Annotated in this window: 15 protein-coding genes; 3 read left to right on the forward strand and 12 right to left on the reverse strand. The window is 45.8% G+C overall.

Annotation, left to right across the window (positions count from 1 at the left end; genetic code table 11):
• Positions 1-9: 9 nt before the first annotated feature.
• Positions 10-642, reverse strand: a complete 633-nt coding sequence (locus L6442_RS18190) for a histidine phosphatase family protein (protein ID WP_212976516.1) — start codon at positions 640-642, stop codon at positions 10-12.
• Positions 643-749: 107 nt separating this feature from the next.
• Between L6442_RS18190 and L6442_RS18195 the strand changes: the two genes are divergently transcribed.
• Positions 750-1,661: a LysR family transcriptional regulator gene (locus tag L6442_RS18195; protein WP_237099975.1), complete on the forward strand. Its 912-nt coding sequence runs from the start codon at positions 750-752 to the stop codon at positions 1,659-1,661.
• A gap of 78 nt (positions 1,662-1,739) precedes the next feature.
• Here L6442_RS18195 and L6442_RS18200 read toward each other — a convergent pair whose 3' ends face one another.
• Complete coding sequence (locus tag L6442_RS18200; RefSeq protein ID WP_212976517.1) at positions 1,740-3,548, reverse strand: glycoside hydrolase family 30 protein; 1,809 nt, start codon at positions 3,546-3,548, stop codon at positions 1,740-1,742.
• A 319-nt stretch (positions 3,549-3,867) separates the two neighbouring features.
• Here L6442_RS18200 and L6442_RS18205 point away from each other — a divergent pair, with 319 nt between their 5' ends.
• Entirely contained in the window at positions 3,868-4,734 is an 867-nt protein-coding gene (locus L6442_RS18205) for a CAP domain-containing protein (RefSeq protein ID WP_212976518.1), read from the forward strand.
• Between the two features lie 120 nt (positions 4,735-4,854).
• Here L6442_RS18205 and L6442_RS18210 read toward each other — a convergent pair whose 3' ends face one another.
• From L6442_RS18210 to L6442_RS18255, 10 genes are all read right to left on the reverse strand, one after another.
• Positions 4,855-5,994, reverse strand: coding sequence for a toxic anion resistance protein (locus tag L6442_RS18210; RefSeq protein ID WP_212976519.1), 1,140 nt, complete (start codon positions 5,992-5,994; stop codon positions 4,855-4,857).
• A gap of 30 nt (positions 5,995-6,024) precedes the next feature.
• Positions 6,025-7,713, reverse strand: a complete 1,689-nt coding sequence (locus L6442_RS18215) for a vWA domain-containing protein (RefSeq protein WP_212976520.1) — start codon at positions 7,711-7,713, stop codon at positions 6,025-6,027.
• A gap of 74 nt (positions 7,714-7,787) precedes the next feature.
• Positions 7,788-8,516 carry a hypothetical protein gene (locus L6442_RS18220; RefSeq protein ID WP_212976521.1) on the reverse strand — a complete coding sequence of 243 codons (729 nt, stop codon included), beginning with the start codon at positions 8,514-8,516 and terminating at the stop codon, positions 7,788-7,790.
• Positions 8,517-8,837: 321 nt separating this feature from the next.
• Positions 8,838-8,966, reverse strand: a complete 129-nt coding sequence (locus L6442_RS18225; RefSeq protein WP_194232220.1) for a sporulation protein YjcZ — start codon at positions 8,964-8,966, stop codon at positions 8,838-8,840.
• Between the two features lie 217 nt (positions 8,967-9,183).
• Positions 9,184-10,380 (reverse strand): DUF4179 domain-containing protein, encoded by a 1,197-nt coding sequence (locus L6442_RS18230; protein ID WP_212976522.1) that lies wholly within the window; start codon positions 10,378-10,380, stop codon positions 9,184-9,186.
• Complete coding sequence (locus L6442_RS18235) at positions 10,346-10,939, reverse strand: RNA polymerase sigma factor (RefSeq protein ID WP_194232222.1); 594 nt, start codon at positions 10,937-10,939, stop codon at positions 10,346-10,348. The genes L6442_RS18230 and L6442_RS18235 overlap by 35 nt, the downstream gene beginning before the upstream one ends.
• Positions 10,940-11,155: 216 nt before the next feature.
• Positions 11,156-12,202: a serine hydrolase domain-containing protein gene (locus tag L6442_RS18240; protein ID WP_212976523.1), complete on the reverse strand. Its 1,047-nt coding sequence runs from the start codon at positions 12,200-12,202 to the stop codon at positions 11,156-11,158.
• Positions 12,199-12,795 carry a GNAT family N-acetyltransferase gene (locus L6442_RS18245; protein WP_212976524.1) on the reverse strand — a complete coding sequence of 199 codons (597 nt, stop codon included), beginning with the start codon at positions 12,793-12,795 and terminating at the stop codon, positions 12,199-12,201. The genes L6442_RS18240 and L6442_RS18245 overlap by 4 nt, the downstream gene beginning before the upstream one ends.
• 225 nt (positions 12,796-13,020) lie before the next feature.
• Positions 13,021-13,284 (reverse strand): CD3324 family protein, encoded by a 264-nt coding sequence (locus tag L6442_RS18250; protein ID WP_212976525.1) that lies wholly within the window; start codon positions 13,282-13,284, stop codon positions 13,021-13,023.
• A gap of 231 nt (positions 13,285-13,515) precedes the next feature.
• Entirely contained in the window at positions 13,516-14,256 is a 741-nt protein-coding gene (locus tag L6442_RS18255; RefSeq protein WP_212976526.1) for a Bax inhibitor-1/YccA family protein, read from the reverse strand.
• A gap of 223 nt (positions 14,257-14,479) precedes the next feature.
• Here L6442_RS18255 and L6442_RS18260 point away from each other — a divergent pair, with 223 nt between their 5' ends.
• Positions 14,480-15,409, forward strand: coding sequence for an L-lactate dehydrogenase (locus tag L6442_RS18260; RefSeq protein ID WP_237099976.1), 930 nt, complete (start codon positions 14,480-14,482; stop codon positions 15,407-15,409).
• Positions 15,410-15,530 lie beyond the last annotated feature (121 nt).

Here is a 15,530-nt window from a genome sequence, read left to right on the forward strand (position 1 = left end):
TCCTCTTGCTTACGCCTTTGCCAGCATTTCATAATGCGTGGTATCGCCATACAGCTCAATACACGGATGACTATCATGGATCGAAATTTTGCTTAAACTCGCCGGGGGAATGTCTGCCACTGCTCTCATCTCTTCCAGTGTTTTGCCGGAGTAGTAGTTCATAATCGTTTTCAAAGTCATTCGGTGGGTTACGATAAGAACGGTTCCACCGTTACAGGAAGAAATGATGCCTTCAATGCTGCGCACCGCCCGCTTTAATAACTCCTGATATGTTTCTCCCGTGCCTGTCGGCCGGTATAAATGAGGCTCTTCGATAAAATGTTTCATTTGATCGGGGTAGTCTCTTTGTATTTTGGATATGCTTTGTCCTTCCCAAAGCCCCATATGGATCTCCTTCAAATCATCAAGCTGCTGAATGCTCCCCTCCTGCCAATCTGAAACGATTTGGGCTGTCATGACGGCTCTCGGGCTGGTACTTGAAAAAACACCGTCAAACCGCGCATTTTTCAGCCGTTCCCGCAAACTAGCCGCTTGTGATCTGCCATCGAGAGTTAAAGGCGAATCCATATGGCCCTGCAGCTTCTGTTCCAAGTTCCATTCCGTTTGACCGTGCCGAACCAGATATAATGTAGTTTTTGTCATTTTGCATCCTCCTTTTCGTGTTCAGTTGAAGTATATAGCCGTTATGTATAAAATAAAAATATATGTTTTGCATAATATATCTATAAAATATATGGATGGTGATGGAATTGTCGATTAATCTGCATGCTTTGATGTTGTTTTATCATGTCGCCCTTGCCGGCAGTGTCACGGAAGCTTCCAAAAGACTGAATATCAGCCAACCCGCCATTTCAGCCCAAATTCGAAGCTTTGAGAAGCAGTATCAAGTGCTTTTATTCGAAAAAAAAGGCAGGAACCTTGTCCTGACCCCATTTGGCCAAAAGCTGTTAAAACCCGCCGAGCATTTATTCCAATTGGCGGAGCAAATCGAAATCATGATCGAAGATTATCATCGTCATCCCAAAGGGAAATTGCGGATCACGGGCAACTATCTGGCAACAAGCGTGCTGATCCCCAAATGGGCTTCATTGTTCAAACAGCAAAATCCCGAAGTGGAAGTGCAAATATCGACAGTCAATTCGCAGCTGGCACTTGATAAATTGATGAATTATGAAGCGGATGTCGCCATCATCGGCAATAGTGAAATATCCAAGCATGATTCACATTTCCTTCACTGCACAGCACTTTATAGGGACGAGTTCATATTCGTGTCGGCTCCAAATCACAAGTATGCGGAAAAGATCGTTTCTATGGAAGAGATGATGCAGGAGCCGTTTATTATGCGGGAAGAAGGAAGTACAACGAGAAAGAGGCTTTTGGAATTATGCCGCATCCATCAGATGAGTCCGCCAAACATAGAACTGCAATTTAATGGTCTAAACGAAACGATTCAGGCTGTGGTTGCCGGCTATGGGGTTAGCTATGTTTCTTCCCTCGTTGCAAGCCAGTATATCCGGCGCGGAGAACTTGTTATGGTAAACGTTGAAGGAGAGCCGTTGACCCATGAAATCGTGCTTTGTTCCCATCAACAAAATGAGCTTGAAGGGTTTGTCCGCGATTTTATTTCATTAGTGATCAAGGAAAAGCGTTCGCTGCTTTGACAATCCGGGATTCCACCGAAAAATAACAAAAGAGAGCATGCATTTACGCATGCCCTCCCCATTTACAACAATCCATCATCAAGATAAGTAATTGATGGTCATTTGTGCCACCTGCTTTTCCCAAGAATCGCTCCCCGATAGTTCAACCTTCAGATACTGGGTTCCTGCCGGCGGCAATTCCGTAGAGAAATATGTCTTTTTGTACCACTGACTCCCGGTATAGATGCCCGGTGTACTCGTATGAGCTAATTGGGTCCAATGTTCTTGGTCGGAGGAAACGTAAAATGCTACGCCATCCCAAACATTAAATTGGTACAGATCCGCTTTGAACGAAGTGATGTTCGGGAGATTATAAATAAAGCTTTCCGTTGTGCCGTCAAGGCGTTTAACCCTGGATGTATCACCATTGAAGTATCCGCTGTTGGTGGAATCCATTACAAGACCGTTCGTATGGGAAAATGTTTTGGACCAGTCATTCAAATCATCGTTGAGGGTTTGTTCTTGAGGAGTTGGCGCCGATCCGTTTTGGCCGACGAAAGTAACGACGCTTTTGGGAGGGATAACGGTTTGAAATTTGCCGTTGGTCGAAGATACAGCAGGTCCCTGGGCCAAATTCAGTTGGTCATTGGTGGTATAAGGCGTTAACGAACCGGCCGTAAAGCCGTTAGGCACCAGGTTGACTTCTGCGGTAGAGTCGCCGTTGTTGATCGCTACGATCGTAAACTTGCCTGTAGCCGGATCCTTGTAAGCTGAAGTATATACGCTTGCTTTAGGGTTCTCTGTCGCTCCAATCCGTACATATCCCGGTTTGATGAATTTGCTGAAATTTCCGAAAGTATAATAACGTTTCGTCATTTTGTAGGTGCTGGTATTTTTATCGACATTTATCAATCCTTCATCATTGTCCCCAGGGATCGCCCCCGTCCAGTACATCCAGGCATTGACGCCCGCCTTCGTCATGAAGTCATGGGTTTGTTTGGCGAATTTGAGACCAGAGTCCATGCCAGGATCATAGGAATCTACCTTAGAGACTTCGGTCATCCATACTTTTTTACCTTTGGATACGGACGTTGCGAACGGCGTTGTCGGAAGCTCCGTATTAATGATCGGGATCGGGTAATTATGGCCGGCAACAATATCAAGTCTCTCGGCCGAGGCCGGATCATTTAACGAATCCTTGATCAAATCTTCGGACCACCAAGATGATTCGCCGGCGATCACTTTGGTCGAAGCTGCTCCTTCATTGATCATGGCCTGCTTCAAATAATCTTTTAGAAACACCTGAAAATTCGTTGAGTTCCATTCGCATGAATCCCAAGATAAAAAGGTCATGGAGTTAGGTTCATTGGCAATGGAGACAGCGTATAGGTCAAGACCGAATTGCTGCTTATACTCCTTGATGAATTTGGACATGAGAAGCGCGTAATCACCGTAGTTTTCCCGCTTCAGATATCCGCCATGCGTGGTGGAGTTATTGGTTTTCATCCAGGCCGGCGGGCTCCAGGTACTTGCCATCAACTTGTCGACACCCCTCGCCTTGGCCTGCTGCATGACCCAAAGTTGGTCCGGTCTTGCCGTGAAATCAAATTGGCCCGGCGCGGGGTTGTATTCAGTGAATAAAGCGCCGCGGAGAATCGAAAGTCCGATCCCGGTATCCGGTGTAAATAATAAATCCATCACTTGACTTCTAGCCGGTTCCTGCAAATCATAAATCGCGCCGGACCACCCGGCCTGCGAGACCCCGAAACCGTCAATCTCCTGTTTCACGTCATTCCAGTTGATGCTGACATCCGCAGCAGCAAACGCGGTGAGAGGCACGGACAGAAACGTCAGAAGCAGTGCGCTCAATACGGTGCTCATCCGTTTTTTTATCATCTTTGTCCTCATAACAAAACCACCTTTGATTTAGGAATGGTCAATCCGTGAAAGGCCATAACTCCTTTCATTTTTGAGGCCTAGGTCTCCCCCTCTCTTTTTGTATGCATGCTTACGCGACGATTATAAACGGCAAAAAGATGCCCCGGCTACCAGTTTCATGACCGAATTCTCTTCTTTTGATGACTTATTGCTCTGGACGCCAGCTGACCAGACGATGTGGTTTATGTTTTAATGATCAAAATTGAAAACGAAGAATAGACAAGCTGACTGCAGGAAATGATAAATCCGGTAAACTTCAAATATAATGAATCGACCTGGAGGATAGCATATGAGCAGAATCAGATATATCGCATTGGCGGCATTCATCTTGGTAGCGGGATGTAATACCTATCATGCCGCTAACAATGTGACACCAAAGCAGGTAACCCATGACACAAAAATTCATACCCATACCTATAGGACCCATTCGACAGTTCCGCCTGCCATCGTAACGCAAGCTTCTTCCACATCGACCAAATGGAGCCGGCATTCCATGTCCGCCAAAAGCGCACAAGATCTTCCAGCGGATTTGCTTGACTTGATCCAAGCGCCGGGAGGTCGAACGCCGACGGGAACACCTACCGGAACACCAACGGGAACACCAACAGGAACGCCTACAGGAACACCTACAGGAACACCATCGGGTACACCTACCGGAACACCGACAGGAACACCAACGGGTACGCCTACTGGAACACCAACCGGGACGCCTACTGGCACGCCAACGGGTACGCCAACAAAAACCCCTGCGGGTACTACAGGACAAACGCCGGCCAGCGGCAAAGATTCCTCCCAATTCGCCCAGCAGGTGTTGGACCTCGTGAATAAGGAAAGATCTAATGCCGGATTAAACGCTCTAAGCATGAACGATGAATTATCAAACATGGCCATGGCCAAAGCAAAAGATATGTATGACAACAATTACTTTGACCATAACTCCCCTACGCACGGCTCCCCGTTCGATATGATGAAGGAGTACGGGATAAGTTATAATACGGCTGGTGAAAACATCGCCAAAGGTCAAACATCTCCAAGCCAGGTGATGAAAGATTGGATGAACAGCCCTGGACATAAAGCAAACATCCTGAATAAAAGCTATACTAAAATCGGGATCGCATTTTACAACAATGAGTGGGTACAGGAATTCACTGGCTAATACTCACCCCAAAAACTTTAAAATTCTATAATGCTAAAAAACAACCGCCTTCAAAACAGTTAATGTCTGTTTGAAGGCGGTTGCTTCTTAAACGGATACAAGCGGGTTTTGCATGCTTGTTTAGATATCCAGCTTATGTCCTTTTTCTAATCTTTGAATCTGTCTCTCGCCATTATCCGCCATTTCGCGGAATTGATTAATCGTATCGCGCATTTTCGGCAGAGCTTCCTGCTTGTAGGTGCTAATGGAATCCAGTGCCGACAGCACATCCGAAAATGCCTGCTTCATCGTATCCACCGAGATACTTGCCTCAAGCGCTTGTTTTTGAATCTCAGCCCCCTGGTTTTTCAGCATTCGGGAGGTACCGGCAATCAGCTCGTTGGACGTCTGGTTCAGCAATTCAATTTTCTTGAGCACGATCTTTTGATTATACAACGCACTCGCAACCGTAACGGCAATCTTAAGCGCCGAGACCGTAACGTTTTTCGCCCGGTCTACCCCGCGAATCAGTTCCTTGTTATTGCGGATGACGACTTCGATGGCCATAATCCCCTGCTGGTTCACGACCAGCATCTGCTGCAGATCCATCACGCGCTGACGCAGCGGAAACAGCACTTCTTCGGTAATAAAACGGATTTTGTCCGGATCTTCGTTACGCGCCTTGGCAGCATCAATTTGCGCTTCGATCGATGCATCCATCATGCCGCCAAGCTGAATTTCCTTTTGCAGCTTTTTCGTCAAATCGCGGAGCGTTTGCTGTTCAATCTCCAGCGTAGTATTGTCGTTCTTCAGCGTCTGCTTCCCTTTGTCCAGGGAAACGACCACATCTGCAATCACGCTGTCCGCTTTTTCGTATTTCAGGAAGTAAGCACGCAGCGGATTAAACAGCTTGCCCAGAAGTCCAGTTTTGGTAAAGTCAATGATGCTCGGGTCCAAATCTTTGAGCTGCGTATGCAGTTCAGCCAAACCTTTGGCTACCTGGCCGCCTTCGTCGCCTGTTTTGGAGAGCTGCCCTACCGAAACCTGGAGCATGTTGTTTTTGTCCGAGGACATTCGCATGGTGTTCAGGCCAAAATTATCGATGGATTGCAAAATTTCTTTTCTCTTCTCAAGCGAATCGATATCAAGCTCCATAATGGCCGAGACATTGGAATCCGCAAGCTCTTGCAGCTTGGCGACCTCCTCGGGCACCGGCTTCACTTCCTCTTCGATTGCTGCTTTAATTTCTTCCGGACTTGCTACTTCCATCGAAAACGACATATAAATCCCCCTTGAACCTTTAAGATGATTTTACATTTGAACGTTAAACAGATTTCCAATCTTGTAGACGACATCGTCCGTATCCGCATTTATGCTTGCCGCTTCATTGATGTTGGATATTTTCTCCAATTCCTCAATATTGGCGTTATAACCGATCGTATAAATCGGAACCTTGTAAGCTTCTATTAATCCTTTGATGTCTTTCAGCGTATGCCCTTCATTCGTTTCGCCGTCGCTAAGCACAAAAATGATCGGCTTGCTCGAAGGATTGACGGCCAATTCCTCCTGCAGCATTTTCAGCGCAATGACAATAGCGTCAAAGGTAGCCGTTCCTCCGTTGGCTTGCAGGCTGTTCACCGCTCCTACGAATAGCGACTGCTGATTGGTATCGTATTTTGCGATCGGCAAATTGATGGTGACATCATTGGAGTAGGATACGAGACCGATGCTGTTGTCTCTGCCCAGATACTTTTGGCCTTTAAGCAGGGATTCCTTCAAGCGGTTCAGCGGCTCGCCCGCCATGCTGCCCGATACGTCTGCCACGAATACGGCTGATATCGGTTTATTGCCGTTTTTCTTTTCTTTCCATACTTTTTGGGCCGCTGTCAGCGTACTTCCGTCCACGACCGGCGTCTCGGACTTATAATCATCAAGATTATTAAAGCCTTTTTTCTTTGCCGATTCTTGATATTTATCTTGTGCGACAAAATCCGCAAACTTCTTGATGATCTCCTGCTTGTTCTGCGGCAAATCTCCAACGGCATACAGCGGACTGTCATGTCTCACCCCAAATGGCGTGAACACGTACCCGCTCTTGAGATCCGGCGCATTCACGTATGTCTGGTACTCCAAAACAAATCCTTCAAGCATACCCGACTTGACCGCATCGCGCATCTGGATCGTCGTTGATGCCGTAAACGGAATATTGGCTTGGAATTTCTCGAATTCCTGAACCGCCTTTTCTCCGAGAAGATTGGACTTATCAAACGTATGAAGCGCCGTCACAAGAAAATTCAGGCCCGTCGAGCTGGCAAACGGATCGGTATATCCCATCGAAAATTCGTTGGCTGCGATTGCTTCAGTAACCGTTTTGACATTCACGGCCCCGTATTTTTGCACTAAAGCATCGTATTTTGTTTTGGATAAAATAATGCCCGGAACGTTGCCGACAAGTCGTTTGGATACAAGCTGCATTTTAATGCCGCCGGCTTTGACCATTTCCCCCCATAATTCATTGGAAGGCGTAAATGCATCCGGAATGTATTTTTTCGATTTAATAAAATCCACGCCGGTCCCGGAAGCAATATTGCGGATTTTCACCGATGCCGGTTTGCCATTGACCATAATATTGGCTTTGTTGAATTCGCTGGCCACATCCGTTAACCAGCCGTCCACGTCTGTTCCGGATTTTTCAGGCGAGGAGAAAATCTCTACGAATTGATCCGTCGTGTTGTTCACGGTAATCGGGAATTTGTCGATATCGGGCAAAGAGTCCGCCACATCGATCGGGTTCAGGTCAATCTGACCCTTGACCGGCGTATCGGTCCTTACCGCGATATTCGAAGATAATTTCTTTAGGCGCTTGGCAGCGTCCTCCGCAGATATCTGCAAATTGGTTTTTCCCAGGTTCGAGGTCAGGTTAACCCCGACATACACCAGGGCGAAAACGATAACCAAAATGATTCCGGATACAACAAAAAACTTACTTTTTTTCGCCATTCACTGCACCTCTCTCAGTACTTTTTCTCCGCAAATGCCCCCCTCTATAAGAGGCGTCGGACTTCTTTCGATACTCACTGTTTATATAATTTGGTTTGCTTGATCAAAGAATCAATTTCCTGCATGCACGGCATGTTATCGATGTCCCCCGGTTCAAAGCTGTCAAGGCGGGATATTTCAATCATAAGCTTATCCAGCTTAAGCAAAATTTCTTCATTTGTACCAAGCGAGCTTTTCATGAAAGACAGATAATCGTTATACAAATTCATTTTTTCCTGCAGAATCTCCTGGGAAAATTTTGACTGTTTCTTGCCCATAACGCTTAAGAACTCCGACTCGTCAAAAACGCTGATTCTGTTCAAGATGCTTTTAATGTTTAGATAAAACAACTTTTCGACTTCATAGGTGACGGAAGAAAACTTTTTGTAGCTTAACTCTTGCGCATCAAACCTTTGATTCAGCACATTCAGCAAGGTGGCTCTTTTCTTTAGCATCCGCTCCAGCTGTTCCAAAGCCAGATTGATGTACTCTTCAAGCGATTTGACATGTTTGTACCGATTCAAAGCCTCCACATAGTCCTCATGAGTCGCGATTTGCTTTACGGGCCGCACCTCAGGCTGCTTAAAAAACAAAACGTAACTCGCGTAGAGCAGAAGGATGGCACTGGCCACCAGCAATGTAACGCCAAAAGCCGTCGATAACGCGCTGCCTCCGATCTCAACTCCCAAAAAACCGGGAGAAAGAACCAGAATGTTTATCGCCAGTACCCCTAGAACCAACCCTAAAAATTTTATGTATCTCATTTGCTTTAATCATCCTCCTCCCCCGATATGATCTTTCAAAATAAATTTGAAACTTGGCGCCTATTTCCATGTCCCGGACCATTTTCTTCACCGGTGTCCATCGTTAATATACCTACGTTAAATGATGGATTCGGTTTCAAACGACATGAACCCCCACCTCAGGCATAAACCACTTGAACATGAAAATTGTACCATATGTTGGTGGCTGCTGTGACCATAAAACGATTAAAAAATAAATATCTCGAATCACTATACTATGAAACTGCGAAATGGAATATCAAAAAACAACCCTGCCGGCACAAGCCGACAGGGTTTCATCATTTAGTACAAGAACGCTCTGGTGATGATAACCAGAAGGATGAACAGAACCAGAATTGCTCCGATGTTTCCGCCTAAGCCGCCAACGCCGTAACCGTATCCTGCGCCAACTCCTCCGACAACTTCACTCATGTGCATGCCCTCCTTGGATATAAGATACATCACAGCATATGATTTTATTGGAGGTTGGTCAGGGCCATGCGGCAATCGATGAATGATTTGGGAACTCAATTGTTCACCGCAAACGAAAGAACCTTAGTCCGGCGGCGCCGAACCAAGGTTCTCGAACTCATTTGTTATTCTGTCAGTTTACAAATTCCCCGCTTGCCTATTCACCTGTTTTACTGATTTACTGGTTTACAGGAATAGTCATTTCCAGATCCTTCAGGTATGTCCGTTCTCCGAGACTGTCTTTACCTGAGCCAACGACAGACCAGTCCGCTTTCTTCATTGTCAATGTAAACGGCTTAATCGTAATGGATTTAGGCGTATCCTTAAATGGCGAATACAAATCATCCACATGATATTCCAGATCCGGTTCTCTGTGGAAATATCCGAACATATCCGGTTTCACTTCGCGTCCTTGGTCGTCCACGATCTCGTAGTATACCTTCGAAGCGGTATAATCTCCCGTTTGCTGAGGCGATTTTGGAACCGGACCTTTGCTGTCCAAAACAAGTCGCGTCGAAACCGGCGTGATGTTCAGCTCTTTGACCGTGTAAGTGAAATCGCCGCTTGTTTTGGTAGCGTTCGGCTTGAGCACGATCGCTTTATTATCGATCTTCACCGGAACCTTGAATTCAAACGGTTCATTGACCTTCGTCACCTTCGTTTGAATCGTCAGTTCAAATTCATCCGGCAGACCTTTGATGCCGTTGCTCAGTTCAACCTGATACGCACCTTCCCAATCGGGAAGATCCCCATAATGGCCAAATGCTTGAATTTGTTTGCCATTGACAAGGATTTTTGGTGTTTCAATATAACCCTTCAACTGGTCTTTTTCAGGTGTGCTTGCGGTTTTAGCGTATTCACTGTCCGTACCTTCGAGCTTTTCACCCTCTTTAAGATATGGAGAAGGCGTATTCGGCGGCATATTTTCCCCCTTGCGCTCTAATACAAAGGACAGCCGTGTGCCGTCGTAAAGCAGGTTGGCCAGTCGGAGCGTCACACCGTCATGGGTGATGCTTGTATCCGGTTCGCTTACGATACCTTGTTTAATAGCCGTTTGCAGAGCCTCTTCGCTGGTATTCTGATAAAGGATTCCAAGAAACGGAATTTTCTTCAACGTATCAGCCATAACCGGGGACACGAATCCCGTGCCGATCACGCCTACGCCAAGCACTGCTGCGGTGGTGGCGACGATTGCGGTCCTTTTCATAAAACTAGATTTCCCTTTAGTCCTCGTTCTTGTTCTTGACATTTCTCGCTCTCCGATCTTGTTCATGATTTGATAACTCAACATTTTCTTCGGCGGTGCCGATTCGCGGATCTGTTGCTCGATGGCATTCATTTCAGCGAGTTCCGTTTTGTCCGGCAAATGTCCCATTGGCGATCTCTCCTTTTTTGCTTCTTCGTTCCATCAGTTTTCGGCGTAAACGTTCATATTTTTTCCGTACGGTGGCAGCTTTGAGGTCCATAATTTCGCTTATTTCTTCAAAGGTATACTGTTCTACCGCCTTCAGGAGCAAAATGTGACGCTCTTCCGCAGTAAGGCAGGTTAATAGCTCATAAACTTCCGATTCTTGTCGGGGTAATTCCGCTGTGGGCTGATGCTCCTTATAATGTTCAATCAGCTTGAACCAGCGGCTTTGCTTCTTTTTCATATTGATCAAATGATGATAGGCCATCTTATATAACCAGGCTGAGAAAGACACCTGTCTGCTGTACTGATGTAGATGTTCATACGCACGGATAAAGATTTCCTGAACGGCATCTTCCGTTTCCGCGTGATTTTTCAAAATGTAATAGCAGTAGGTATACATTTGCCGTTCAAACTGGATAATAATCGCTTCATATGACTGCTTGTCTCCTGCCTTAACCTTCTCGACTACTTCTTCAATATAGTTTCTCTTTTCTTCCTTTTCCCCGGGGATGGTTGCTAGCAAGAGCTCACCTCCTTTGTTCTTTGTCTATATAACAATCCCGAAATGCGATTTTGTGACACGGGAATTTTTAAATTGAAAATTTATATGATATTTCCATAATATAAAAAAATCCCGCCAGCATCACTGTGGCAGGATTTTCTCACAAGCCTTCATTCCGATAGGAAACTCTAAATTCATTTCATATCAATAGTCATAAATCGGATACTGCTCTTCTTATTATAACTGACTTTGCTCCGCATGTTCTTCATTTTCGCTAGAAAAAATAACTTCGTCCAACCTTCGGGCAATCATTCCGGCGCTATGTTCTACATTAGCCAGAATATGGGCCCGCATCCTTGTTTTCGGATACACGGAAGAATGCATTTCAACTCCGGGATCACTGCCCATCACAAAATATTTGAATATTCTTTGCTGCTTGACTACAATCCAGACACCGTACCCGTAATGAATATGCTCATTTTGTTTTATTTGTGGCGACAGCAGTATTTCGGTGTAATCCCTGCTTAACAGACGGTATTCCATCAAAGCGCCCCAGAATCTGTTCATATCTTGCCCTGTCGTAAATGCGCCGCCATCCGCTCCGCCGATAACCGGTATGGAATAAATGTTTGTTTTCCACTCACCATCATTATCAATGTATCCATGTGCCGTTCGCTCGGGCAGCTGATCCAGACGGAAATATCCGGAATCCTTCATCCCGCTAACACGAAATATATTTTCTTCTACATATCTCTGAAAACTTATTCCTGTTACTTTTTCAATAATCAAACCTAACACGATATACCCTGCATTGCTGTACGAAAACCGCTCGCCGGGAGCAAATTTCATGCGCTTATCTTTAAATAACGGGAGAAAATGGGCTGGAGACGTAAAACCGTACATTGGCACTAATCTCCAAAGCTCGCCGTAATCGCTCATCGTCTCTTCATCGAAATAATCCGGTATCCCCGAACTGTGTGTCAGCAGATGATGGATAGTTATTGCCGGATCGAAATCCGGAAACGTACCTTCAAGGCAATCCTTTAATAAAGTATCGAAACGGAGAAGGCCTTTTTCCGCGAGTTGGCAAATGGCAACGGCAGTAAAAATCTTGCTCCCGGATGCCACACCAAATCTCGTAAGTGGAGTATTCCGAATCATTTCATTGCGGTTCGCGAAGCCGTAACCCATCTCAAAGCTTGCTTGCCCTCCACTCCCGATCCATATGGATCCGGAAAACGGCTGTTCGGGCTGGTTGACGATATCTTCTATATTAATGTTCATATCCGCTCATGCTCCTTGCTATTTTCTTTCAATTTCGCGCTAAACTCATCTTTGGTTAACCCAAACAAAATCGCATCTTTATACTCTCCGTTGATGTAGTAAATCTGGCGCCGTATTCCTTCCTGAACACATCCCAGCTTCAACATCATTTTGGCGGATGCCTCATTGCCTGCAAGCACATAATCATTGAATTTATTCAGCCTTCGTTCAAAAAAGGCATATTTTAAAAGGATGGTCATCGCGCGCGTACCCACGCCTTTTCCGCGAGAAGCTTTATCAATGCCAATCCCGATGCTAAATGTTCCATTCCTTTCATCGATGCTATTTAAATTGATCCCGCCCAAACTTTCCCCCCTTAAACTCTCAATGGTAAACATGATCCGGCCGTTCGTAGATTTAAAATCGGCATTCTCCTCTGCGAATGTCCGCGCGGCGGACATGGTGGGCGGGAGCTCCATTGCGCATTCCAGTTTCAGTCGTGCAGAGGTTTCGAACCCGCCCAAATATTGGCTTTCCCAGTCTTCCGGACGGATGCCCCGCAGCCGGATCATATCATCCTGCCAAAAATAATCGCTGTAATCTATTTCCTTCATAATGCTGATCCCCCCTATACTTTACATAAATTGAACCAATTGATTGTACGGATAAAGGCAGCCGGGTGAAATGTTCTTTCGATCGCTCTTGCTCCAAGGTTACAAGTCCCATTATAGAAGGAATGTCCGCCGCCAACGTGCCAAGAACAATTAGGAATTAAAAAAGACATGCCGGCCCTTAAAGCCGAACATGTCCTTGGTTTGTTTGCATATGTTGCTAACATACTATTTGGAATAGATGATTTTCCGAATGCTTTCATACGAAAGGTAAAAGCGGGCTGCCAGCTCACCGATCGAAGCTCCTACGGCATACTGCTCGCGGATCTGATCGTTTCTTTGCTGCAAAAGAGCACGATTTCCGTTCTTTTCTCCCCATTTCTTCCGGCTGCCTTTTGCCTTGGGAATATAAATCGTCTTACCGTGCACATATTTTTGGATTTCCTCCAACAGCTCGCTTGGAAAAATTTCATCAGCATTGATGTATTTCATCCGGGCTCACGCTCCTTAAAATGTTTGATTTTAAGGGAGCAAAGCCTAGACTATAAACAATGTCGATTAAAAAAATAAAATTGTCCTGCGGTTCTTCTTAATCCAGCTCCATGCAATATAAACCGCCATTGTTTATAATGTAGACTTTGCATGGAGCTTGCCGAGCAGAACATCAATAACCCAAACCAATGCGAACCCTCCTTTGCGATCCCAACCGGACTACACTCGTGATCAATCCCGGCTTGCCAGCTTCGACAGGAGACGAATAATCTCCACATAAAGCCATACGAGAGTAACCATCAAACCGAATGCGCCGTACCATTCCATATATTTCGGAGCGCCTTGCTGCGCCCCCTTCTCGATGAAGTTAAAATCCAGCACAAAATTCAAAGCGGCAATGATGACGATAACAACAGAGATGCCGATGCCAATCGGCGTGCTGTCATGCAAATAAGGTACCGTAATGCCAAACAGGCGCAATACCATGCTAATAAGATATACAAGCGCAACACCCGCCGTCGCTGCAAACATACCGCGCTTGAAACCTTCCGTAGCTTTGATCAATCCAGTCTTGTAGGCGATCAGAACGCCCATGAACACGCACATCGTCAGCAGGGCCGCCTGAAGCGTGATGCCGTAATATACGTATTCGTAATTGGCCGACAAAGCTCCGAGGAAAAAGCCTTCCGCAATCGCATAAATCGGGGTCAGAAACGGAGCTGTCGATGGTTTAAAACTGATGATCAATGCCAGAATCAAACCGCAGATCACTCCCCCGATCATGTAAGGGAACATGTCGTAATCGTTGAAGAACATCGTCCAAGAGACGATCGCCGACCCCACAAGCAGCGCAAGCGTGATGAATGATTTATTCACCGTACCGCCAACCGTCATCGTCTCCTGTCCATTATAATACTCATTGTTTTCGAACGTCTTCTCTTTGAGTGTGGGATTGCCACTGCGACCTATCAAATAAAGAACCTCCCTATATGTATTTGTCCTCCATTTTATCACATGTTAATATTTCCCTCCACCTCCATTTGAATGTATAAAACGGGTTGCTTGGGTGAAATTAACAAAGATTATGGATGGTATAATCGCCTTGGAAAAATATCCATGCATTATGATAATATCAGAATATGGCGGCATCATTACTAAACAAAATCACAATAGACATCAAAGGAGAGATCATTTAGTGACACCCATCGGAACCAATCGCCCTACGCGCGTCGTCATCATCGGCACCGGAGCCGTCGGCTCCACAACCGCTTATACCTTGTTCTTGCGGGAACGGGTTTCCGAGCTTGTATTAATCGACGCCAATCATGAAAAAGCGTTGGGCGAAGCGCTCGACATGAACCATGGCCTTCCGTTTACGGGGGGAGTTAAGCTATGGGCAGGCGACTACAGCGATTGCAAAGACGCGGATATCATCGTTATTGCCGCCGGTTCGAACCAGCGTCCAGGCGAAACCCGCATCGATTTATTAAAGCGGAATACCGCGATTTTTGATGATATCATTCAAAACATCGTGAAATACAATAATCACGGGATTATTCTCGTCGCCTCGAATCCGGTTGATATTTTATCTTATGTTTCATACAAAAAAAGCGGTTTCCCCGTGAACCGGGTCATCGGATCGGGTACTCTGCTGGACAGCGCTCGTTTCCGTTATTTGATCGGTCAAAGCAAACAGATCAACCCGCGCAGCATCCATGCCCATATCATCGGCGAACATGGGGATTCGGAGCTTCCGCTTTGGAGTATCGCCAACGTGGCCGGAATCGGACTTGAATTCACCGATGAAGAGCGCGAAGATATTTTCAATCGGACGAAAAACGCCGCATATGAAATCATCAATGCCAAAGGTTCAACCAGTTATGCGATTGCACTGGCGCTTGACCGGATCATCGTTTCCATATTGCAAAATCAAGGTTCGGTTCTGAATGTCTCAACGCTGCTCCAAGACTATTGCGGCGTATCGGATGTTTATTTGGGCGTTCCATGTATTGTTGATCGCACCGGCGTTAGGAAAGTCCTTGATCTCAAACTGGATGACGGGGAATTGAAGCAGTTCCATGAATCGGCTAACAAACTTAAGGAAATCATTGCCGAACTCGTTTAACGAAAAAAGAGGCTTCCGGTGTTACGGAAGGCCTCTTTTTCTTATACAAGCTAGATAAGTTGAATCAATGATTTGTACCGGATAAAGGCAGCAGGTGAAATGTGATACTAGCCGCGTTTGC

The organism is Paenibacillus azoreducens (genome assembly GCF_021654775.1).
Classification (GTDB): Bacteria; Bacillota; Bacilli; order Paenibacillales; family Paenibacillaceae; genus Paenibacillus_AQ; species Paenibacillus_AQ azoreducens.

Excerpts from the sequence above, each read along its gene's own strand:
- L6442_RS18205 (WP_212976518.1), top strand. The coding sequence starts at position 3,868 with ATGAGCAGAATCAGATATATCGCATTGGCGGCATTCATCTTGGTAGCG.
- L6442_RS18250 (WP_212976525.1), bottom strand. The coding sequence starts at position 13,284 with ATGAAATACATCAATGCTGATGAAATTTTTCCAAGCGAGCTGTTGGAG.
- L6442_RS18190 (WP_212976516.1), bottom strand. The coding sequence starts at position 642 with ATGACAAAAACTACATTATATCTGGTTCGGCACGGTCAAACGGAATGG.
- L6442_RS18240 (WP_212976523.1), bottom strand. The coding sequence starts at position 12,202 with ATGAACATTAATATAGAAGATATCGTCAACCAGCCCGAACAGCCGTTT.
- L6442_RS18215 (WP_212976520.1), bottom strand. The coding sequence starts at position 7,713 with ATGGCGAAAAAAAGTAAGTTTTTTGTTGTATCCGGAATCATTTTGGTT.
- L6442_RS18220 (WP_212976521.1), bottom strand. The coding sequence starts at position 8,516 with ATGAGATACATAAAATTTTTAGGGTTGGTTCTAGGGGTACTGGCGATA.
- L6442_RS18225 (WP_194232220.1), bottom strand. The coding sequence starts at position 8,966 with ATGAGTGAAGTTGTCGGAGGAGTTGGCGCAGGATACGGTTACGGCGTT.
- L6442_RS18200 (WP_212976517.1), bottom strand. The coding sequence starts at position 3,548 with ATGAGGACAAAGATGATAAAAAAACGGATGAGCACCGTATTGAGCGCA.
- L6442_RS18210 (WP_212976519.1), bottom strand. The coding sequence starts at position 5,994 with ATGTCGTTTTCGATGGAAGTAGCAAGTCCGGAAGAAATTAAAGCAGCA.
- L6442_RS18245 (WP_212976524.1), bottom strand. The coding sequence starts at position 12,795 with ATGAAGGAAATAGATTACAGCGATTATTTTTGGCAGGATGATATGATC.
- L6442_RS18230 (WP_212976522.1), bottom strand. The coding sequence starts at position 10,380 with ATGGGACATTTGCCGGACAAAACGGAACTCGCTGAAATGAATGCCATC.